The organism is Bradyrhizobium sp. USDA 4354, from assembly GCF_054060315.1.
In genome coordinates this window covers 3,385,042-3,406,087 of record NZ_JBSSDC010000001.1, presented here as the reverse complement: position 1 = coordinate 3,406,087, position 21,046 = coordinate 3,385,042, and the positions used below count along the sequence as shown (strand labels likewise).

The window sequence follows — 21,046 nt, the reverse complement described above, 5'->3', positions numbered from 1 at the left end:
GGAAGACCAGCGGCCTATCGCATCAACGGTACAACGCATTCTGGCGGCTCTTCGGCCTCCAGCCGCACCGGACGAACACGTTCAAGCTCTCGACCAATCCGAACTTCGTGGCCAAAGTACGCGATGTCCTCGGCCTTTGCGCGTCGCCACCGGAGCACGCCAATCCTATGCGTGAATGAAAAGTTCAAAATCCAGGCCGGGACCGCAGTCAGCCGATGCTGTCTATGCGGCTCGGCCACCCGGCCGTCGATTCATGATGGGGTGGACGCCGCGCCGACGGCCATCGATGGGCCAAAGTGGAGGTGTTGAGCACCACTTAAGGGAGGCGTCCCAGGTTAATTTTTGTGGATATCGCTTAGCATGCTTTCCACGCTCATGGAGCGGACGGGAAAGGGCAAGCTATATTCAGCAAACGGATCAGCCGGGGAAAGCTGCTGGATTTCTTCGCTGCCCAGCCGAGTTGCACGGTAGCTTTAGAGGCGTGCCCGGGGCATCATTGGGCCCGCCAACTCGGGCAGCTTTGCCATGAGGTTCGGCTGATCCCGCCCGCCTACGTAAAGCCGTTTGTAGAGCGGCAAACGAACGACGCAATCGATGCCGAGGCGATCTGCGAACCTGCGCAGCGGCCGAGCATGCGGTTCATTGCCGTGAAGAGCGAACAGCAACAGGCTGCGGGTCTGGTGCTTCGGACCCGAGACCTGTTGGTGCGGCAACGAACCCAGCTCATCAACGCGATCCGCCGCGACTTCGCTGCCTGGCTCGGTCTCACCCGCCTTCAAAGATCGACAGGCGGCAAGCAGAAGATCGGCGCGACATCCAAGATGGGCGAGCGCACGTTCAGGCGTCTCCTCATCATCGGCAGCAGCGCCGTCGTGCAACAGGCGAGCAATCGCGGCGCGCCCAGGGGATCGTGGCTCGAACAGATGATGGCTCGCAAACCGCGCATGCTGGTTACGGTGGCGCTCGCCAACAAGATGGCCGGATCGTCTGGGCACTACTTGTAAAGCAGGAAAACTATAGAGCTCCAACCGCCGCCAAGGTGTAAGGCCTGGCGGGCCTGAAGTCGTCGGAGGTGTAGTCGGTCAAAGGAGAGTATTGCGCAACAGTCGGCGAGAACGGGGCCGGAAGAACCAGATGTACTCATCTTGCCCTTGAGCCGCATTTATCATTTGGTTCCGGTCCGCGAACTCCAATACGGGCCCGCAGCTCCATCGCTGCATCAGAGGCCGGACGGATGGAGCATCCGACTCGTGCCGATCTTCTTCAAAAAACGCTTGCATCACACGGGGCGTCCACAGCTGACTACACGAGGCACGACACACATCGCTGTTCGCCGCCCACGACATCGCGACGGAGGGGCATCCGTCCACGACTGAGTTTCGCAAATCGCTGCGTCGAACCACGCTGAAGCCCTGTTCGTTCCTAAGTAGGATAGGCACGATCGCGCAGCGAGCGTCTTTCTCGGTATCGAGGAGCAGATCGGATATCTCCGGTACTGGGACAACCGGGATATTCCGTTTCGACCCCTCTGGAAGCCACTCCTGCGCTGTACGTGCTTCGGCTTCGTCACAAACGTAGTTCTTCTCTTCCATGTCTGTCAGGCGATCTTCGGGGATTGTCACGTAATTCTGACAGGCCGAGCATCTCACAGAATGCGCGCCATTGTGCTAACGCAGGCCTCTTAACACCGAGCCAGCCATTCTTTATTTTCGTAAATGCAGGTCGGGCCAGCCGGCCAGAACCGCGGCGCATTATCGCGAACGCCTCGAAACATGTGACACTCTCTGGGAGAGAGTGGATTCAAAACTACTGAGGACCATGACACCCCTCCACAAGCGCAGAAGCGGCCGTGGCGGTGAAACCCCACAGGCCGGCGATGAGTCAGGCGCGCGCAACGGCGTCTCACCAACCGGTCCAACTAACTTGATGAGGCCGGCGAGCGCACGGACGGTCGAGTCGGTGGCCGCGACTCCTGCATAGGGGTCTTCGCGACCGAACCAGCTCACATAGAGTAAATCAGCTTGGGGAGCCGCTTGCCGATCGCGGTGACACTCAATTGATGGACAATCTGAAGATTCGACATCGCGGCCATCGACCAGAATGTCGCAATCCTCGATCAGTCTCGTCAGCAGCCTGATAGAGTCAGGGTCTTTACGTCGATGATAAATGCTTGATTTGTAAAAGAATGCTAAGCACGCGCTTTGGCTGCCACGCGTAAGTGACACGATACGCCGAACCGGATCTCCTGGCGGCTCGACCTTTTGAACATCGGCACCTAAATCTGCAAACAATCGGGCACAGTAGCTAGTTGCGGCCGAGCTCCCGATCGTGACGATCCGCACGTGAGACAATACTCCCATCCAAGCTTCATCTTATATGGTGACATTCTTCGGTATTCCATCTTTGTGCAATGCGAGCCCATAATCAGCGCGTTTGTCGCGTGTTACTAAAGAGGCGCCATCATCAAAACGACAGCCGTCCACCAGAAGAGGATCTACTGAGATAAGGCAGAGTTCGCCGAGTACCTACACAAGGCGACTATAGACGGTGCGCAAAAGGGCCGCTTCGACGTCCGCCACCGCGCCAGACGGCTCTGGCTGAACTGAAGATGAATCCGCTTGCGGTTGGATGGCCTATGGTTTCAACTGCGGTCAGGCTCGTCGCCCATTCCCGCAAACATAACGTCGACCACTTAGGGCTCGTTTGTGATCGCTATTGAGTTCTTCAACAAGGTGCCAGCGGGATGCAAAACATATGCGCCCTGGGTCAACTACCAGCGTTAGGGATTGATCCACACGGGGAACATCTATTGATTAGCACATCTGCGAGGAGTTCGGCATGCAGCGCCAGCCAAAATCTGTCTAGCCAACGGCCGTGACGTAGTGGCGACTTACCGCCTAAAGAAACGTCATGCTCACAGTGAGTGGGAGCGGCGCGATCGCCCAGCTTACACGATTTAAAAGGACTCTGGGCGTCGGCTCTTTCGCGTCAAGGCCGAACAGAGGCTTCTTTATTCGGCATCAGTCTCGGTGCCGCCGGGCGGGTGAATTTGTCTGCATTTCAAGGAGAAGAGAGCATGGTTAAGGTGGCAATAGTGACCGGATCGGCGACGGGGGTTGGTGCGGCCTGTGCGGTCAATCTGGCGAGCCACGGCTGGAACGTCGCGCTCAACTACACTAAGAGCAAGAAAGAGGCCGACGAGACCTTCGCCAAAGTTGAGGCCGGGGGCGCCGAAGCCATCCTGGTACAGGCCGACATGGGACAGGACGCCGACTGTCGGAAGCTAGCCGCCGACACCCTGAAGAAGTGGGGGCGCATAGACGGCCTGATCAACAATGCCGGTACCACGAAGTTCCAAAAACAAGGCGACCTCGAGGGCGTCACGGCCGAAGATTTCGACCGTATTCTGCGGGTCAATGTCACCGGCCCCTACATGATGAGCCGCGCTGTGTGGCCGACCATGAAGAAGCAGTGGGAGCAGAGCAACGAACGCAGTTCAATCGTTAACGTCTCTTCGAATGCCGGCGCAACGGGCTTGGGTAGCTCCATTCCCTACGTCGCCTCTAAGGGAGCGCTAAACACGCTCACGCTGACGTTGGCTCGTTGGTTCGGTCCGGCGGTCAGGGTCAACACAATATGCCCTGGCTTCATTCAGACGCGCTGGCTTCTGGAGGGGCTGGGCGAGCCCGAGTACGAGAAGGTGAAGGAGAGGGAGGAACAGACTACGCCCTTGCGCCAGACTGGCACGCCCGAGCAGATGGCCGAAGCCGCGCTGTTCTTTCTCATGGGCGCCTCCAACATCACCGGCGAGTTCTTGCTCGTCGATGCCGGAAGTCATCTCGGAACTCTGCCGATGAAAGGACGCTAGCGTCCCGAGGCAGGTTTGTAATCACAGAGTCGCAGTAGATTCGCGTCGCTGTGCCAAGAATGGAGGGTTATGTGATCATGAAAGCCGCGCCAGCCGCGTCCCTCGAAGTGGCCGAACCCGACCTCCTGCTCGAGTTCCTGATAATCGCGTTCGATGCGCCGGCGCGATTTAGCTGTTTCAACGAGGGTCCAGCATGTCGCATCCTCCAGCAGAGAGCCTTATTTGGTAGTCTGTTCTTCGCCTTTAGGCGATTTGATCAGCAACATTCCTCCAATCGCCGGTTGATTTGCGAATTATCAAGCGATAGGCAGGCTGACTTGGTGGTTGGCAATCGACAGTGACACCACCAGCTGGCAATTATGCTGCTTGCCGAGTTGCCGCAATATTTCCGTGCAACTCCAACCGAATGTCGCCCCTGTTTGGAAATCCGGTGTCGTTGATAATCCGGCTTCGATGGGAACCTTGGCGTTTAATCGCCGGCAGGACCATCTCGGGTATTTTGCCTAGCACCTTCTCATCCGACCACGCGCCATCGCCGACGAAATGCGGCACCGATTGATGCTGGGCGGCCGTCCGTGCCGGAGCTGTCACCGCCATCGGCTCCACCCTCTTGCGACCACCACAGGCCATCAGGATGATGCTGGCAGGCCCGTTCAAATACGCCTTAAATCGCATCTCGCTGGTGCTGGTGCCACGCACACTCATGTCGGCCTCATCGGCTGGTGTTCGATGCTTCAACCATCGCTGATTCTGGCCCCGCGGTTTTGTAACTCAGTCAGACTAGTGTGTTTTGTCCCGGAAATTCGCCGCCGAAGTCGCGCGAGCTTCTGCATAGAAACCGCAGTGGCCGTCCACATGAAGGGGTTTGTGAGTGCGAATGAAAGCGGTCGATTTTTTTACGGGTCGGCGGCGGAATCGAGCGATCCTCGCCGGATGGCGCGTTGTGTGATGCGCGCGAAGAAGCGTTCGACTGGGTGAGCCATGAGGAGTATGATGGCGTGGAGTGAATGTGCCAAAGCGGCCGGCGGACGAGCCAGGCCTTGACCTTGGGATGCTTGTGGGTGGCGGAGTTGCCGGCGACGTGATGACCCTCTAGTTGGGCCGGCACATTAGCTTCGACGTGACGCGAAGGCGAGGAACTCCTGGTGACTACCGCGGGGTTTGCATTGAGTAATGATCACGCCGTCGAGCAAGTTGAGGGCGGCAAAGAGGGTGGTCCTGCCATGTCGCTGGTAGTCGTGGATGACGCCCTCAATGTAGCCGATCCCAAAGGAAGCTGCGCTGGGTTCGTTCGAGCGCCTAAGACGCAAAGCACCACGGCCTTGTCAGGATATAGAGCCCAATTATGTCGCGCACCTTCTCGACAAAGAAGGATCGGTCGAGAGTTTGAAGCTGCGGGTACGGTGAGGCTGCAGACCGAAGGGTTGGAACAGGCGATGAATCGTGCTTTTGGCAGTTGCCGTCGCTTAGGCGATTGCGCGCACGCCCCGATGGGTTGCCGCTTTGGGCTTGCGAACGAGTGTCTTGGTGACCAGTCTCGGCAATAGCCTCATCGTGAACCGTGCGGGGCCTGCCGGTCCGCACCTCGTCGTAGGGACCCTCAAGGCGATTTGCGATGAAGGGATTGCGCCATTCGTTGACCGTATGGGGCCGACACCAAACAGCGCCGTCCGGTGCTCGGCTCACCTTCGCAGGAAGCCCGATTTCGGCTCGCACCTCAGCGCTGCAGGAAGCGAGCGCGATGGCGTTATGGCCATGAGCTGCGCGCGTTCGTCGCTGGAATTGTGAGCATCGCCTTCGGGCGTCCAGTGCGCATCGGGATCTCCTTAGAGCAGGATACCCGAAACACCCACGCAATAATGCTACGAGCTTGATGGACAGAACACTCATAGGCTCCGCTCTCGGGAGAGCCGCTCGCAAACGTAGCGTTTAGGTATTATCAAGTTGTCGGAAGACCGCCCTTTTTCACAATTCCTGGTGGATGAGGCGTGAGCTTCGCCTCGCGACAGCCCGGTTCGATTGACGAACGTTGCTTCGCAATCTCATCCGAAAGTGCGTAAAGAGCATATTCATAGCCGCACTTGAACGCCCGCTCTGCTTTTTCATAGTACTCCACAAACATCGTAGGGTTGAGCCGCTCGCCTATGGCGAACCCACGAGCTTCTCGGCTATGTCGACTGCAACTACCCTGTCGGCCGGGTTTCCAAGCGCTGGAGAACAAGTTTGACCGCGAGGGTCGGATCAGGAACAGCCAGTCGCCTGATGAGATTTCTTTTGAGGTTCGAACTTCCTGCCGTTCAATGTTACTGAACTCTGGACCTTGCAGTACTGTAGTCAATCGAATACGACCGACTTACTTTTTGAAAAGTCAAGCGGCTCAAGCATGATCTCTTCTGGACGCTCTCCTACCGGAGGAAAAAACGGTAGTTCGCTGTCCGATTTGGTTGATATCAAACCGGGCGATCTCCTGTGATTTCTATATCGGCCCAAGAGAAGATGTTGGTAAAGCTCATTTCGCAACATCTGGGCGAACTTCCGCCAAGCGAAGACAGGTTTCCTATCGCTATCGACTGCATCGCGCTTAGATACTTCTTGTAGCACTCCGCCTTCGCGCGATTTACGAGCATCCGGGTTGCACTGCATTTCTCGCCATTACCAAAGAGCCTTGAATTCGCTTGAGGCCATCTTTAATGGGATTGCGGGTTGGGCAACGTCCTGTTAACCTCCCCTCGTTCGAGGAGATGCGACAGCGCAAATCCGTTTATGCGACGCAAGTAGTCATATTCATTCGCCTCCATCAAATACCTGTATCCGGCAATATAGTTTGGTTTCCGACAGCATCGGCACATGAAGCTCTCGGCGAGAGAGTACTCCGAGCAGTTGTAGTCGATCGTTATTTCATCCGTCTCACTACCAATCTCCGTGAGAGCGTTTAGAACGATACTATCGGATACGACTCGGACATAAGCGCTGGGACGACAATTATGATTAACGAAGTCGATAGCATCACTACAAAGGTGCCGATGACGATCTATCTGTATGGTTCTCTTGTTCGCCGTCCCTAGAATAGCCCCACCGAGTCTTCCTACGACAGCGCCGCTCGATATTGCTTTTCGCGAAAACAGACCAAATCCGTTGATCTCGGAAGGGCCAACAAAGAGCCAATCACTTGTTTCATAATCGTAGATATCCGGAGCCATATCGCGAAGTCTCCCGCCTCCTGCTAGACGGAGCGATGGTTACCGCCGTCCCAGCGTTTGTCGCCCCACTGCTGGCCGCATCATCGCCCGCAGCGATGAGCCGATCTAAACCTCGCCGCCCCTGTCCTGGCAACCTATCATCTCTGATAGCCAGATGGCGCACATGCGATGGCGACAACCAATTCCACAGCGATGTTTACGGTGGCTCGGATCTGCGCTTCCAACGTCCCAGTCTTCCTGCTCGCCACCGTTCGCCGTCTTTCTGACGCACGCTTCCTTGCTGCTCAAAGAAGCGACGCATAGTGACTCACGCTCGCAATGTGGTCGCCCCCCCGCGGCGCGCCTTGAAATGGTCGACGCATTCTTTGAGAGAAGCGGCACTCGCTGCATAGTAACGGATCAGCCCGCCCTTTCCGCATTTCGCGTAGCACCTTCCTGTAGAATTTCTGTGAGAGGCTCCGCCATGGGCGCGAACCCGTGCAGATAGCTCCTTAAGATCTCTAGGAACGAGAGATCGTAAGACCGTATGTCCGCGCCTTCCGGTGAGATGGCTCGCCCTACACTGCGCGTCCGAGGGTTACTGGGCGTACCAAGCCGATTCTCATCACAGGAGGACGAGCCGAGGCAGATTATAGGGAAGTATTTGTTGGAATTGACGTCGCAAAGCTGAAAAACGCCAATGCGATCGCGGAAACGGGCCAGGAAGTAGAGGCTCGCTTCTTCGGTGAGGTCCAGGGTCGGCGACCGGCATGCGCGGGGTCGTTGAACAGATCGCCAGCCGGTTGGATGCTGTGCATTTTTGTTATGAGGCCGATCCAACTGGCTATGGCCTTTTCGCTTGATCCGGTCGCTCGGCCATAAATCCACTGTGGTTGCGGCATCGCCGATCCCGAGGAAGTCGGGTAATCGCGTGAAGACGAACCGACGGGACGCTGCTTCTCTCGCCTGGCTGCTGCGCGCCGGGCGAGCTGACGGCGGTGATGGGGTGGACGGCCCGTACGGCATCGGTGTGCCAGAATGCGGTTGTCACACAATCATCCACAGGAGCCGTCCGTGAGCCAGATTATCCGCATTGGGATGGATACGTCGAAGTATATTTTCCAGCTACATGGGTTACTGCGTCGGAGCAGGTCGTGCTGCGCAAACGGCCCGGCCGAAGGCGGTGCCGGAGTTTTTTTGCCAAGCTGCCGCTGACGGTGGTCGTGATCGAGGCTTGCGGGGCCCACTCACCCTTGGCGCGCGAGCTCGGCGCGCTGGGACACACGATCAAGCTGATTGCGCCGCAATCGGCGAAGCCCTACGTGCCGCGCAAAGAACGCCGGGCGCGATGCGAAAGGGCTATGCGAGACGGCAAGCCGGCCGCGGATGCGGTATGTGCGGACCCGACGAAGTCGCCCAGGTGTACCGATATGAAGTCGCTCGGGGATTCCGAGACGATGTCGCCCACGTCTCCGATTTGATCTCGCCCGGGGCAAGGCGTTCTTTTCTGCTGCGGTTGCTGTGGGCATGTGTGCAACGCGGCGGCGTTGTCCAAGCGCAGCGGCATGTACACAGCGCCACCGGCTCAGGCCTTTTTTTACGGAATGGCGGGTTCGGCGCAGGCTCTCGCCGGTGAGGTCGAACCGATGGGCGTTGTGGGCGAGGCGATCGAGGATGGCGTCGGCGTAGGTGGGGTCGCCGGTCAGCGCGTGCCCACTGGTCGATCGGGAGCTGACTGGTCACAAAGTGGAGCGGTGGCCCTAGCGGTCTTCCAGGATCTCCAGGAGGTCGTGGCGGGCACCGGCATCGAGCGGGGCCAGACCCCAGTCATCGTGGATGGGCAGATCGATGCGGCCGAGCGCTCGCAGCAGGCGCGGGTGGCTCGCCGCGGGCAAGCGCCAAGTCGTCGAACAGGCGCGGGACGCGCTGGTAAGGGACGGAGCGATTGTCGCGGCAGGCCTTGTGGCCGAGCGCCGAGGCGAGCCAGCTCTTGCCGACGCCGCCTGGGCCACAGATCAGCACATTGGCGTGCTCGTCGATCCAGCGGCCCTCAACGAGGCGGGTGAACAGCGCGCGGTCGAGACCGCGCAGGGTGCGGTAGTCGACGTCCTCAACGCACGCCTGCTGACGCAGCTTGGCCTGGCGCAGGCGCGCGGCCAGCCGCTTGGCGTGACGCAGCGAGGCTTCGCTTTCGAGCAGCAGCGCGCCGTTCGGCGTGACCGAGGCTTGCGGCCTCGCCACGGCTTCGATGTCGACGAAGGCCTTGGTTATGTCGTGGAGGCCAAGCGCGTTGAGGCGGTCGAGGGTCGGATGGGTTAGCGAGGGATGGTCTCCTAATTGTAATAGCGCGGTCCGCGGATGTTAGCATGCAGGATCGGCGCGTCGTCCGCGGAGCGCTGGGGAGCGGGACGCCACCTCGACCTCGGCACGCGGAAGCGATGCGGGACGCAATAGTAATTCTTCTCCACTTCGACCTGGTAGTCGAGGCTGATGCGACGGATACGCCACTCGGCGAGCACGTAGGGGCTTGCCGGAACGGCTTGAGCGCCGGCCGATCGACCTCTTCGAGCAGCCGGCGGCGCGTCACGCCGAGCCGCCGGATCGGCCGTTCCTCGTTGAGCCCTCGTGAGCAACTCGCCGATCGCCGCGTTGGACCTCGGCGAAGCTGTAGAAGGTGCGACGCCGTAGGCGGCCGAGCAGCCAGCGCTCGAGATGAGGACGGCTTGCTCGACTTGGCCTTGTCGCGCGACTTGCGTGGTCGCGCCGGCAAAACGGCCGTGCTGTAATGCGCGGCTATCTTCGCATAGGTGCGATTGATCTGCGGGTCGTAGAGGCTCGCCTTGATGACCGCGAGCTTGGTATTGTCGAGCACCAGCAGCGCCGGCACGCCGCCGATCGCCGCCAAGGTGCCGACATGGGCGCTGATCCAGTCGGCGAGACCCTGCGTCCATGTCGCTTGCGCGTAGGTGCAGCTCAACCGAGCACGGCGACACAGATCTGCGCTGTTCTGCGCCCACCGGTGAGGCGATCGACCACCACCGGTAGGCCGTCGCCGGCGTAGTCGACAGTTGTCGCCGGCTACATGGGGCCTGGCGCATGGTTACAGACAGGCGCCCCTCCCAGGCCCGGTAGAGCTCGCAGAAGCGCGAGTACCGGTGTGCGTCGACGGCAATGTACTCCTCCCACAGGATCGACAGGATCACGTGCTTGCGCTTGAGCTCGCGGTGCACAGCCACCCAGTCGGGCTCGGCTATGCGGCGGTGACCCTAGGGGCTGCCGTTGCCGATCTTGGCGGACAGGCGGGCCTCCAGGGCCGCGTCCGTGAGTTCGTCGGGCAACCGCCAACTCAGGCCCACGGCCTCGAACCGCCGGATGGTCAACCGCACTGTCGAGGGCGCCGCGCCCATCTGCCGCGCAATCTCGCGGCTCGGCAACCCAGCCGCCTTCATCCTGATCACATCGCGCACACAGCGCATCGCAAGCCTCTCCGTCGACATCCAGGGTCCCCCTTCGCAAAGCCGAAGGACGGGCCCTATGGGAGCCAGAAAAGATCTCGTCACCCGGGCGACATCATCCCGGAACGGTGGGCGACTTCAGATCGGAATGGTGGGCGAGATCATCTCGGAATGCCGGGCGACATCGAGCGGAATCCGCACGGTATGTCCCGAACAGGGCCGATCAGCAGGCCGCACTGATGCTGCTGGGCGTGCGCAAGCAATTGGTCGCGCGTCGCACGCAACTCTTCAACACGATCCGCGGGTATATCGCACCATCTCCTCTGCTCCTGCAGCTCCGGTTCGGGCGGCGGACTAAGTCGCCGGCCGGCCGAAATCTTTGGTTTTGGCCATCTTCACGACCGAGGTCGCCCCTACTACCAGCAGCTGACGTAGCCTCTCATCACCTGCCCGGGTTATCTTGCCGAGACTGGTCTTTCCCGCGGTGGAATTGTCCTTGCGGGCCTCTGCAGCAGAGTCCCCGGTCGCTAGCATGACACGCAGGCGCCCTGTGAGGGGTCAAAGAGCAGCCGATGCACTGTCTAGTTATGCCGTCAGCAGGGCGCGTCAACGAAGCAAGTAAAGCAAAACCATGTTTCTCCTGAACCACGACACCGATTACCGTACTCCCCTCAATGCTAGATGCGGTACGCTGAGTGTCGCGACCGCCCGTCAGGTCGAGTGCAGTTATCGCGATGGGCACAAAGATACTCCTCTTATTTCTGCCGGGCCTCCGCTCGTGACGTTCGAGTTGGTTCGATCCATTTTATGGACGACGGGTATCGTCTAAGCGTAGGCATTTTCAAAGCCTTGGGCGGTTCTTATGCTGTCATCAGCTTAGTGCTCGGACGCAAGTCGGCAGCTCGGCCGCGACCTTGACGTCTCCAAGTTGCGTACACCTCGAGTTAAAGCCGTTACTCATGACGATCTCTTACACCACGGACGGCAATCATGGCCGATTCAGTTGTTTACCGTGCCCAGCTCGTCGGTGCAGAATGCGCTATCTTTGTTCATTCAGGTGTGAGTAAGGAACGCATCGCGGTCGTGTCCCCAGTGATGGTGTAACTCGGTAGAGCAAAGCCGGCCGCCCGCGCGCCCTCAGATAGCGCCGTAGCGGGCGAACGGCTTTGCGGTGGTCACCGGCAATTCGCCGGTAGGGTCGGGCTGCTGACACCAACCTGATTCGAGGAACCACCGATGACCGACGAGATGATGAACCTTCGCGCGCTCGTGGCGTAGGCCCCAGATGCGGATCTGCTTCGCGAGATGATGGCTTTGCCGCCCAGCGATTGATGGAGCTGGAGGTCGCCGGGCTGACCGGAGCGGCCTACGGCGAGAAGAATGCCGAGCGCCTTGCCCAGCGTAACAACTACCGTGACCGGACCTGGGAGACGCGCGCCGGCGCGGTCGAGCTGCGCATTCCCAAGCTGCGCAAAGGAAGCTACTTCCCGGGCTTCCTGGAGCCGCGTCGGATGGCCGAAAAGGCGCTCACCGCAGTGGTACAGGAAGCCTATGTGCAGGGCGTCTCGCCCCGATCCGTCGATGATTTGGTCCAGGCCATGGGCATGACTGGCATCTCCAAGAGCCAGGTGAGCCGACTGTGTGCCGAGATCGACGACAAGGTGAAGGCCTTTCTCGCTCGCCCGATCGAGGGCGACTGGCTGTATCTGTGGATCGACGCCACCTACGTGAAGGTACGCCAGAATGGCCGGATCGTCTCCGTCGCGGTGATCGTCGCGGTCGGCGTCAATAGCGACGGCCGGCGTGAAGTTCTCGGCATGGACATCGGCCCTTCTGCGGCCGAGACGTTCTGGACGGCGTTCTTGCGCACGCTCGCTCGGCGCGGGCTTCGTGGCGTCAAGCTCGTGATCTCCGATGCGCATGAAGGCATCAAGGCCCCCGTCAGCAAGGTGCTCAATACCGCCTGGCAGCGCTGCCGCGTCCACTTCATGCGCAACGTCCTGGCCCATGCCGACAAGAGCGGAAGACGCGTCGTCTCCGCCTTCATCGCCACCGCCTTTGCCCAGGACGATGCCGAAGCGGCCAGGGCTCAGTGGCGCAATGTCGCCGACCAGCTCCGTCCCAAACTGCCAAAGCTGGCCGCCTTCATGGATGAGGCCGAGCCCGACGTGCTCGCCTATATGAGCTTCCCGCCTCAGCACCGTGCCAAGCTGCATTCGACCAATCCGATCGAGCGCCTCAACGGCGAGATCAAGCGGCGGACCGAGGTGGTTGGCATCTTCCCAAATGAAGACGCCATCGTTCGCCTAGTCGGCGCGATCCTGCTCGAGCAAAACGACGAGTGGGCGGTTCAGCGGGCCCGCTACATGACGCTGGAAACCATCGCGCCCTTGAGCGATGATCCCATTGTCGGCTTGCCTGCCGTGGCAGGCTGATGCCTTCCGACCCGCCGGAAAATCGGCGGTGACCTGCCGTCAGCTACACCACGCCAGGGGACACGATCACGCATCGCTGCCATTGCTGGCTTTGACGCGCAGATGATCCGTGTCGAGGCTAACTATGGCGACTCGGTCGCCGAGGCATCCCGAGTTGCGGCTGAAAAGGGCTGGATAGTATCTGATACCTCTTTGCCTGGCTACGAGCGAAGCCTGGGTCTCGTCATGCAAGGGTACATCGCCCTCCTAAGGGAGGCTCTGCGTCAACTGCATGAGCCTCCGTCCAATGTCTCTATTGTGTCAGATGTCAGTGGACTCGCCCCTGCCGTCGCCGGACACTTTCGGTGCTGTTGGATGACGACCGTCCGTTTTTTCACTGTTGTCGATCTCTCGTGCGCAGTGAGCCGCTAAGCGCGCGAGTCGTTCATCCTGTGAAGGTCGTTCATGAGTTGTCGACCACCGCATTGCAATGCTCGAACGCTACGAGCCTTCACTCATCGCCTGGCGAATTCTATCACGGGCAGAGGACGCTTCCAGGACTATCGACGATGACGTGACGATCCGGCTGTTGTCGCGAGCGAAAGTGACCATATTGGTGTTCCACCATTGCTGGCCGCCGCTTCCGATCCAGCCTTGCATAGCAAAGCTTGGTTTTAGATCAAATGCACGGGATTTCTTGATCAACACCGAGGGCGCGACTGTCCTCCTTTACGAAGATCTGGTCGGTGCGACGCCAGGGCACGTGGCAGCGGATATTTTTAAGCTGCCGAAGAACAGGTCGACGAATGGGGACGGCGGCCCGAGAGTTGAGCATGCATGATGCCTGATCGGGACGCTTGGGTCGTCGTCGGAGAAATAAAGTTCGCCAACCAGCGTGCAAGGCTGGACCGACGTCAGCATGGAGCGGAGAGGTTTTATGATTCAGATCGTTTCGGCAGTCCGCACGAGCGGCCAAGCCGGCGCTTTACCGTAGCTCGATCTTTAGTTGGGTAGGCGCGCCAGAATCCGTTGCTGGGCGATTTGTCGGATCAGATCGGTCGCGCATTCAAGCGATGCCGTTGCTGGCGCCGCAAGAGCTTCTCGGCACTGGGTGCGACCGTCACTCGGAGTGCTCGGTCATCAGAGTGCGACATCGAACCACCGATCCGCCCTGGCCGAGAACCGCTTATCGAGGACAGGATGGATTTGGCAATCGGCGTTGTCAAGTCGCAGACGATAACGTCATACGCGCCCCAATTGCGGATTCTTCAGCGCAACACGAAACTCGGCTTCCGACTTTTGCGTAAGCTCATCCAGCGTGACGCCGTCGGCGAGCTCGATCAGCGCCATGCCGCCGTCGCCGTGCTTGTCGATGGTGAAGACGGCGAGATCGGTGACGACCATGTCGACCACGCGCACGCCCGTGAGCGGCAGGTTGCACTGCTTCAGCAGCTTCGGGCCGTCCTTGGCAGAATGCTCCATCACCACGACGACGCGCTTGACGCCGGCGACGAGATCCATCGCGCCGCCCATGCCCTTGACCATCTTGCCCGGGATCATCCAGTTGGCGAGGTCGCCATTCTGGGCCACCTGCATGGCGCCGAGGATCGAAAGATCCATGTGGCCGCCGCGGATCATGCCGAAGGAATCCGCGCTCGAGAAATACGAGGTCGAGGGCAGCTCGCTCACGGTCTGCTTGCCGGCGTTGATCAGGTCCGCGTCCACCTCGTCTTCATAGGGGAACGGGCCCATGCCGAGCATGCCGTTCTCGCTCTGCAGGCTGACGTCCATGCCATCAGGGATGTAATTCGAGACCAGCGTCGGGATGCCGATGCCGAGATTGACGTAATAGCCGTCACGCAGCTCCTTCGCGGCGCGCGCGGCCATCTGTTCACGGGTCCAGGCCATCGTTGTGCTCCTGTCGATTCTTTAGTGGCGCATGATCTGATCGGAAAACCGGCTTCCACGTGTCCGGATCATGCGCTGGTGCGCGGGCGGGTGTTGCGGAATTCGATGCGCTTCTTGGCCGTACCGACCTCGACGATGCGCTTCACGAAGATGCCGGGCGTATGAATGTGGTCGGGGTTGAGTTCGCCGGCCGGAACCAGATGCTCGACCTCGGCCACCGTGATCTTGGCCGCGGTCGCCATCATCGGGTTAAAGTTGCGGGCGGTCTTGCGATAGATCAGGTTGCCGGCGGTGTCGCCCTTCCATGCATGGACGATGGCGAGGTCGGCGAACAGGCCACGCTCCATCAGATACTTCTCGCCGTCGAACTCCTTCACTTCCTTGCCTTCGGCGATCAACGTGCCGAGGCCGGTCTTGGTGTAGAAGGCCGGGATGCCGGCGCCGCCCGCGCGAATGCGCTCGGCCAGCGTGCCCTGCGGGTTGAATTCGAGTTCCAGCTCGCCGGCGAGAAATTGCTGGGCGAACAGCTTGTTCTCGCCGACATAGGACGAGATCATCTTCTTGATCTGGCGGGTTTCGAGCAGGCGGCTGAGCCCGATGCCGTCGACGCCGGCATTGTTGGAGACTACCGTCAGGCCCTTGACGCCGGACTCGCGGATCGCGTCCGACAGCTCCTCGGCGATGCCGCAGAGGCCGAAGCCGCCTGACATGATCATCATGTTGTCTTTGAGAATGCCATCGAGAGCCGACTTGGCGTCGGGATAGACCTTGTTCATACATTAGCGTCCTATGGAGTGGCGCTTAGCCGGGAAAGAGAGCTGGTCCTGGTTCGATGAGCGGTTCACGCATGTCCGCAGGACGGCAGCGCATTGATATCGTCGCGCACCGCGATTGGCCGCTTTGTCCGAAGGCAACTCCGATCAGGATATAGAGGCCGATGTTGTGGAAACTCTTGGCGCCTTTAGCCCTGTTGTGCTGCAGTACGCCGCAGATTCGCTCCTGTCTTGCATTCCGGGTTGGAGGACTCAGGCTTCCGCTGGAGCCTTGATGAGGCTCGTTCATCACCTCGCCTCGGATCGAGAAGAAGCTCTCCTTCTGCGTGCCCATTCAACTTGAATCCTACGTCAGCGTCGCTCCACGTATGAGTTTACGTTATGTTGAGTAAGAAAGTCGGACAATCTTCGCAATAGCGTGCATGTTTTCAGCAAATTTCCTTCTTTTGTACAGGACTTCATCGAACTGGGTCGGCGCCAACGATTGCGACGCTGTAGGGGATATTGGGCTACCGGCAAGCAGCGCGATGTGGTCGGACCTGCGCAGGTTTGCTCAGACCTTTTCAGCGAGCGCACCGATTTAAGCCAGCTGGCATCTACCGTTCCATTGAGATTAGGGACGATTCGCCGTTGTCCGGCGAACAACTTGCCAAATTGTGATTAGGTTGCGCTCCTGTCCCGGTCTCGCAGCCGCAAGCAACTGGCTTCAGAAGAACGCCCAATATCACGACCGCGAGCCACGATCTGCTATTCAACGGAAGCCTTTAGGATCTGGAATCAGATCGCAAAGCGCTCGTGCTCGGCATCATCATGTCGCTGGTCACGGAAGAAGATGGCCTTATTCTCGATCAGCAAACGATTGAATGGCGCTGATGACCTCGTCAGACAAATCGCCCGATAGCCTGACGTTTCTGATCTCGGCACCAAGCCTGACCCCGTGCTTGACGATGTCCGCCCGCGGATGAGATCGTCAAATACTGACGTATTGCTCATCGTCACTTTCATCGCGGCGATCTCCTGAACGAAGCTCCGCCTGCGCTGGTCGCGGGAACGACGGCGGAGGTGGTCCCTGATCATCTCGAGTGCAAGGCACTACTCGGCCGCATGATGAATGACCTCGCTTTTGCGCTGAAAATCGTAAAAGAGTTCGATGTACAGTCAATGAAACGAACCAGCTTTATTTTTGACGGCGTGCAATGATCACTTCGCAGTCGACACAAGCGACGATATATGTACGGCGATTCGTTTTGCCGAACACGTCGTCCGCTCCGCGTCAGGCACGACGGATTCACGAAACCTGCGTCGTGGAGCGGGATGAATTGGGGGAACGGACGGGTTGCTGGCGGATTCGACGGTTGCGGTCGGCGAAACGAGGAGCTGTACTATGGTAAGATGGCGGCGAGCGGTCGAATGTGAGTGAAAGCGCTGTCGACTTTGGCGGCTCTTTCGTGGTCGAGAACTGAACTGGCGAGCCGGTATCGCGAGCCCAGATGCTGCTGGCGTATCGAGAAGATCCCTCGTTCTGCGCGATGAGCCAAAGACTTGGGGTCCATCAACAGACGGTGCCGCGCTGTGTCGAGCGAGCATTGGCCGATTGCACGCTGGCCGCCTACGATGATCGTCAACGACCGGGCAAGGAGCCAACGATCACGCCTCAGGCCAAAGCCTGGTTGGTATCGCTGGCGTGTGACAAGGCCAAAGACTATGGTTGTCCGCCTGAGTTGTGGACGACGCTTTGCTCCAGGGAGGTGTGCAAGATCCTTGGTCAAGAGAAATCAAGCCGTTGAGGAGCGACGGACGATGTAGGCCTCGAAGTTTTCGGACGCCCAGAAGGCGTTCATCCTGAAGCAGGGCAGTGACGGGGTTGCTGTGGCGGAGATCTGCCGCAAGGCCGGGATCGGCCAGGCGACCTATTTCAATTGGAAGAAGAAGTATAACGGGCTGCTGCCGACGGAGATGCGGCGACTGAAGCAGCTCGAGGAGGAGAACGGCAAGCTGAAGAAGCTGGTCGCAGATCTGTCGCTCGACGAGGAGATGCTACAGGACGTGAGCCGCCGAAAGCCATGAAGCCTGGTCGGAAGCGCAAGCTGGTCGACGAGGTCGGCAGCGAATGGCAGGTATCGATTCGCACGGCCTGCGTCGCTCTCGAATTTGACCGCTCGACCTACCACTACAACTCCCGTCTCTCCGGCCAGGCTCCCTCGAGATCTGCCACGTTCGTATTCGCTACAGTTATCGTCGTGTTCACGTCTTGCTCCGCCGTGAAGGCTGGCGCCATGGCTAGAACAAGACACAGCGCATTTATCGCGAATTGGGCCTGCAATTGCGCAACGAAATGCCCAAGCGCCGGGTCAAGGCCGAGCTGCGCGACGACCGCGGGCCGGCCACACGATCGAACAAGACCTGGGCGATGGATTTTGTCAACGATCAGTCGGCGACGGGCCACTGCGCGTGCTCACGATCGTCGATATTTTGGCTTCTCGCCGGTGCTACAGCCACGGTTCACCTTCCGCGGCAGCGACATCGTGGCGATACTGGAAAGGGCCTGCAAGGAAGTGGGACTCCCCGCAACGATCCGGGTCGATCAAGGCAGCCGAGTTCGTCGCGCGATCCTGACTTGTGGGCCCATCAGCGCGGCGTCACGCTGGACTTCTCACGGCCCGGCAAGCCGAACGCTTCATCGAGGCTTTCAACGCCCGCTTCCGGGCCGAATGCCTCAACGCCCAATGGTTCCTGTCCCTTGCCAATGCCTAAGAAAAAGTGGAGACTTGGCGCAGACATTACAACTCGCATCAGAACACCCATCTGGCTATGTGATTGAAGAGAAGAGATTTTGTTGAGCGGGATGCGATCCCGCGGGGTGTTTTGGGTTCTGTCGCGCTCGTTCGGCGATAGATTGAGCAGCAGTTGTTATCAGCGAGGTGCGGGCGAAGATCCAAGGACCATCCGGCAGAGGATGGATGGATTCGATCTCGCCGACTTCAGCGGCCAGCCGGAGCGTCTTGGGCGCGATTTTCAAGAGCTTTGCGGCCTTGCCAGGTGGCTCGATCCCGTCCTCCGCGGGCTTGAACACCGGGATGGTAGTTCGAGCGCATTGATGTGACGCGCTCGCGGGTCCAGCCGTTGCCGGTCTTGAAGCCGTTGCGGTTGGGGAGGCCGGCAATCAGATCGTCGCTGGCGAACACCACCAGTTGACGTACGGCCTCGATGATGCCGGCAGAGGTGCTGTTGCGCTGTCCGCGCCGGCACTTCGGCAAGCGCAACTCGCTGTGGGCGCCACCCACCCAATGAACGATGAGAACGATCTCCGAGGCCACGTCGTCGATATCGGCCACGACCTCATGAATGAGGGTGCGCACAATGTGCTTTTTAAGACGAGCATCCGTCGTCGGCGCATCCCAGACCGTTTTGAGATTCGAGGCTAGGACGCCGAACGAAGCTGGATCAGCAATGGGTGCGGGCGTCGCCACATCATGCATCGCGATCTTGCCCTCGATCTCGGCCGCGTGAGCGAGCGCCCTGTTCCAGCGCGCTTCCCAGCTCACTGGCGACCAGCCGATTCGCGGGATCAGCGGCATCATATTGCCGGAAAGCCCTGTCGGCATAGCGCGACGCTTCGAGGTCGCGACTGAGAGCATCGCGTACCTGATCGCGCCGCTCCCTGGCTCCCTTGGCGGCAGTGGTTGCGGCGGCGACCGCGCCCGGACCGACGACGCCAAGCAGTGCTTCCTCGATGGCACCATCGACGCGCAGTCCGCCGAAGGCGATGCAGTGGGGCCGCCATTGTCCATCCAGGCGCGGCTGCAGCTGTAGCGCGGGATATGGCTTTCCATGCCGGAGTACCGGACTGTGAGCTTGCGACCGCAGCGCTTGCAGCGGATCAGACCGGCCAGCAGCGCATCCCCATGCTTGGGTGCGCCGTGATGCCGACCGGTGGGAACATTGCTGCTGACCATGGCGCGAATCGCCTCGAACTTCTCCCAGCTCACATACCCTTCGTGAGTGTTGCGCTTCAGCGTCAGCAATGCGTTCCGCGCCTTGCGGCGGATCTTCACGCTCACGTTCTCTCCACTAGGATTCCCTCTTCTTTCTCCACGGGAGCTTGCAGCCACCGCTTTACGTAGAGACGAATCCAGCTCAGTTCCGTGTGGTGGGCGACGGCCTTTTCGATCAGGTGCCAAGGAATCGAGTCGAAGAACGACTTGATATCAAGGTCGATAACCCAGTCGAATTTCCAACAACGCTTTCGCGCTGTCCCCACTGCGTCAAGCGCCGAACGGCCGGGCCGATAGCCGTAGGAGTCGGGATGGAATATTCGTTCCATCGTCGGCTCCATAACCATCTTTGCAACCGTCTGAGCCACGCGGTCAGCTATAGAGGGTATTCCTAACGGACGCTTCCCTCCATTAGCCTTGGGAATTTCCACGAGACGGACGGGAGGCGGAAAGTATGTCCCCGACGACATTCGATTCCAGATCTTGTAGAGGTTTCTCTTCAAGTCCTTTTCGAATTCCTCGATGGAGACCCCGTCCACACCCGCTGACCCGCGGTTCGCTTTCACCTGTTTCCAAGCTTCCCAAACGAGATGTTTGGGGATCTGATACGACTTTGCCTCAGTCATCGGCTCCTCCCGTTTCCGGTTGGCCTGTGACTTTGGCTGGAAGATCGGGTCCCTTCGCTCCGCCCCTATTACCGGGCCTCATCACTATTACGAACCCGTCCGCCCCTGCGTCGCGCATTGGTACTCTGCCCTCGGCGGGTCCGCCGCCTTTGGGGTCTCCCTTGGCATCGCGACGCAGGTTCCCATGTTCCACGCAAGAGCCTGCCATCGGGATCACGCCGCCTCTACACCGGTTGCCGCCCGGCCAATAGACAGGCTCTCGCCGCGCTTGATCCCAGGAGGTGGTATCGCCCCTGGTTTCGACAACACCTGAACTGTACTTTCGATGCATCATCGGCGGTTTACTTGCGTTCGTCTTCCCGTGGCTCACCTGACAGGCTGATTGCCTGCCTTTTCCAGCAACGCTCACCACCTCAGCCATTGAGCTAAAGCAGCTTGTGGCGGTTTGGACTCTGATCCTGCAATCCGAGTCCGAGGGGCCTGCCCTCATCTCTTGCGCAGCAAGGCTGCTCGGAAGATGGTCTACATGCTCAACCTCCTCCTTCGCGCCGTCATGGCGCACATACCACCGTGCAGCCGAAGGCGATCACCTACCCGACGGATGCCAAGGTACTGCACACGGCGATCAAGGGGTTCAATCGCCTGGCGAGGAAGCATCGGGTCAAGTTGCGGCAGTCCTATCTTCGCATTGCCAAGACCGCGGCGATGATGGCGGGGCGCTACGCCCATGCCAAGCAATTCAAGCAGCATCAGCGGCAGTTGCGCATCCTGCGCAGCCGGCTGGGCAGGATCATCCGCGATACCCGCCGCAAGATCGTAAGCGCTTAG

At 59.6% G+C, this 21,046-nt stretch carries 13 protein-coding genes and 12 pseudogenes; 11 read left to right on the top strand and 14 right to left on the bottom strand.

The genetic code is table 11. The annotated features are described in order from the left end of the window. Nucleotides 1-47: 47 nt before the first annotated feature. Both ACVIIV_RS15795 and ACVIIV_RS15790 read left to right on the top strand, forming a co-directional pair. Nucleotides 48-239 (top strand): annotated as a pseudogene (locus tag ACVIIV_RS15795) (IS630 family transposase); the annotation flags it as partial. 126 nt (nt 240-365) lie between these two features. Continuing rightward, a pseudogene (locus ACVIIV_RS15790) lies at nt 366-1,045 on the top strand (IS110 family transposase); the annotation flags it as partial. Between the two features lie 706 nt (nt 1,046-1,751). Here ACVIIV_RS15790 and ACVIIV_RS15785 read toward each other — a convergent pair. Then, nucleotides 1,752-2,360 (bottom strand): CoA transferase, encoded by a 609-nt coding sequence (locus tag ACVIIV_RS15785; protein WP_456744986.1) that lies wholly within the window; start codon nt 2,358-2,360, stop codon nt 1,752-1,754. Between the two features lie 716 nt (nt 2,361-3,076). Here ACVIIV_RS15785 and ACVIIV_RS15780 point away from each other — a divergent pair. Continuing rightward, a complete protein-coding gene (locus ACVIIV_RS15780; protein ID WP_456744985.1) occupies nt 3,077-3,868 on the top strand; it encodes an SDR family NAD(P)-dependent oxidoreductase in 792 nt (263 codons plus the stop codon). A gap of 357 nt (nt 3,869-4,225) precedes the next feature. Here ACVIIV_RS15780 and ACVIIV_RS15775 read toward each other — a convergent pair whose 3' ends face one another. From ACVIIV_RS15775 to ACVIIV_RS15765, 3 genes and pseudogenes are all read right to left on the bottom strand, one after another. Then, nucleotides 4,226-4,573 (bottom strand): transposase, encoded by a 348-nt coding sequence (locus tag ACVIIV_RS15775; protein ID WP_456744984.1) that lies wholly within the window; start codon nt 4,571-4,573, stop codon nt 4,226-4,228. Between the two features lie 29 nt (nt 4,574-4,602). Beyond that, nucleotides 4,603-5,684 (bottom strand): annotated as a pseudogene (locus ACVIIV_RS15770) (IS630 family transposase). A gap of 871 nt (nt 5,685-6,555) precedes the next feature. Next, nucleotides 6,556-7,068 (bottom strand): SET domain-containing protein-lysine N-methyltransferase, encoded by a 513-nt coding sequence (locus tag ACVIIV_RS15765; protein ID WP_456744983.1) that lies wholly within the window; start codon nt 7,066-7,068, stop codon nt 6,556-6,558. A gap of 526 nt (nt 7,069-7,594) precedes the next feature. On the opposite strand from ACVIIV_RS15765, the pseudogene ACVIIV_RS15760 reads away from it, so the two are divergent. Together ACVIIV_RS15760 and ACVIIV_RS15755 are read left to right on the top strand one after the other, a co-directional pair. After that, nucleotides 7,595-8,029: pseudogene (locus ACVIIV_RS15760) on the top strand (IS110 family transposase); the annotation flags it as partial. A gap of 92 nt (nt 8,030-8,121) precedes the next feature. Beyond that, nucleotides 8,122-8,445: pseudogene (locus ACVIIV_RS15755) on the top strand (IS110 family transposase); the annotation flags it as partial. A 215-nt stretch (nt 8,446-8,660) separates the two neighbouring features. Here the strand turns inward: ACVIIV_RS15755 and ACVIIV_RS15750 are convergent. Next, nucleotides 8,661-9,318: pseudogene (locus ACVIIV_RS15750) on the bottom strand (ATP-binding protein); the annotation flags it as partial. Nucleotides 9,319-9,890: 572 nt separating this feature from the next. Here ACVIIV_RS15750 and ACVIIV_RS15745 point away from each other — a divergent pair. Beyond that, nucleotides 9,891-10,013, top strand: coding sequence for a hypothetical protein (locus tag ACVIIV_RS15745; protein ID WP_456744982.1), 123 nt, complete (start codon nt 9,891-9,893; stop codon nt 10,011-10,013). 300 nt (nt 10,014-10,313) lie between these two features. Here ACVIIV_RS15745 and ACVIIV_RS15740 read toward each other — a convergent pair whose 3' ends face one another. After that, nucleotides 10,314-10,544, bottom strand: a complete 231-nt coding sequence (locus ACVIIV_RS15740) for a helix-turn-helix domain-containing protein (RefSeq protein ID WP_456744981.1) — start codon at nt 10,542-10,544, stop codon at nt 10,314-10,316. Between the two features lie 158 nt (nt 10,545-10,702). Here ACVIIV_RS15740 and ACVIIV_RS15735 point away from each other — a divergent pair. Continuing rightward, nucleotides 10,703-10,810, top strand: a pseudogene (locus tag ACVIIV_RS15735) (IS110 family transposase); the annotation flags it as partial. A 70-nt stretch (nt 10,811-10,880) separates the two neighbouring features. On the opposite strand, the pseudogene ACVIIV_RS15730 reads toward ACVIIV_RS15735, so the two are convergent. Next, nucleotides 10,881-11,000, bottom strand: a pseudogene (locus tag ACVIIV_RS15730) (transposase); the annotation flags it as partial. 795 nt (nt 11,001-11,795) lie between these two features. Here ACVIIV_RS15730 and ACVIIV_RS15725 point away from each other — a divergent pair. Beyond that, nucleotides 11,796-12,937: pseudogene (locus ACVIIV_RS15725) on the top strand (IS256 family transposase). Nucleotides 12,938-13,417: 480 nt separating this feature from the next. Here the strand turns inward: ACVIIV_RS15725 and ACVIIV_RS15720 are convergent. From ACVIIV_RS15720 to ACVIIV_RS15700, 5 genes and pseudogenes are all read right to left on the bottom strand, one after another. Next, entirely contained in the window at nt 13,418-13,624 is a 207-nt protein-coding gene (locus ACVIIV_RS15720; protein ID WP_456744980.1) for a hypothetical protein, read from the bottom strand. A 534-nt stretch (nt 13,625-14,158) separates the two neighbouring features. After that, the gene (locus tag ACVIIV_RS15715) at nt 14,159-14,824 is read right to left on the bottom strand and encodes a 3-oxoacid CoA-transferase subunit B (protein ID WP_456744979.1); all 666 of its coding nucleotides are present in this window, start codon (nt 14,822-14,824) and stop codon (nt 14,159-14,161) included. A gap of 68 nt (nt 14,825-14,892) precedes the next feature. Then, a complete protein-coding gene (locus tag ACVIIV_RS15710; RefSeq protein WP_456744978.1) occupies nt 14,893-15,600 on the bottom strand; it encodes a CoA transferase subunit A in 708 nt (235 codons plus the stop codon). A 25-nt stretch (nt 15,601-15,625) separates the two neighbouring features. Further along, on the bottom strand, nt 15,626-15,931 hold the full coding sequence (locus ACVIIV_RS15705; RefSeq protein ID WP_456744977.1) for a hypothetical protein: 306 nt from the start codon (nt 15,929-15,931) through the stop codon (nt 15,626-15,628). A gap of 446 nt (nt 15,932-16,377) precedes the next feature. Continuing rightward, nucleotides 16,378-16,546, bottom strand: a pseudogene (locus tag ACVIIV_RS15700) (TauD/TfdA family dioxygenase); the annotation flags it as partial. A 541-nt stretch (nt 16,547-17,087) separates the two neighbouring features. On the opposite strand from ACVIIV_RS15700, the gene ACVIIV_RS15695 reads away from it, so the two are divergent. After that, nucleotides 17,088-17,384, top strand: a complete 297-nt coding sequence (locus ACVIIV_RS15695) for a hypothetical protein (RefSeq protein WP_456744976.1) — start codon at nt 17,088-17,090, stop codon at nt 17,382-17,384. 19 nt (nt 17,385-17,403) lie between these two features. Continuing rightward, nucleotides 17,404-18,348, top strand: a pseudogene (locus ACVIIV_RS15690) (IS3 family transposase); the annotation flags it as partial. A 230-nt stretch (nt 18,349-18,578) separates the two neighbouring features. Here ACVIIV_RS15690 and ACVIIV_RS15685 read toward each other — a convergent pair. Both ACVIIV_RS15685 and ACVIIV_RS15680 read right to left on the bottom strand, forming a co-directional pair. Further along, nucleotides 18,579-19,658 carry a zinc ribbon domain-containing protein gene (locus ACVIIV_RS15685; RefSeq protein ID WP_456744975.1) on the bottom strand — a complete coding sequence of 360 codons (1,080 nt, stop codon included), beginning with the start codon at nt 19,656-19,658 and terminating at the stop codon, nt 18,579-18,581. Next, nucleotides 19,655-20,218, bottom strand: coding sequence for a reverse transcriptase domain-containing protein (locus tag ACVIIV_RS15680; RefSeq protein WP_456744974.1), 564 nt, complete (start codon nt 20,216-20,218; stop codon nt 19,655-19,657). The genes ACVIIV_RS15685 and ACVIIV_RS15680 overlap by 4 nt, the downstream gene beginning before the upstream one ends. Before the next feature lie 558 nt (nt 20,219-20,776). Between ACVIIV_RS15680 and ACVIIV_RS15675 the strand changes: the two are divergent. Continuing rightward, nucleotides 20,777-21,034 (top strand): annotated as a pseudogene (locus tag ACVIIV_RS15675) (IS5/IS1182 family transposase); the annotation flags it as partial. Between the last annotated feature and the right edge of the window lie 12 nt (nt 21,035-21,046).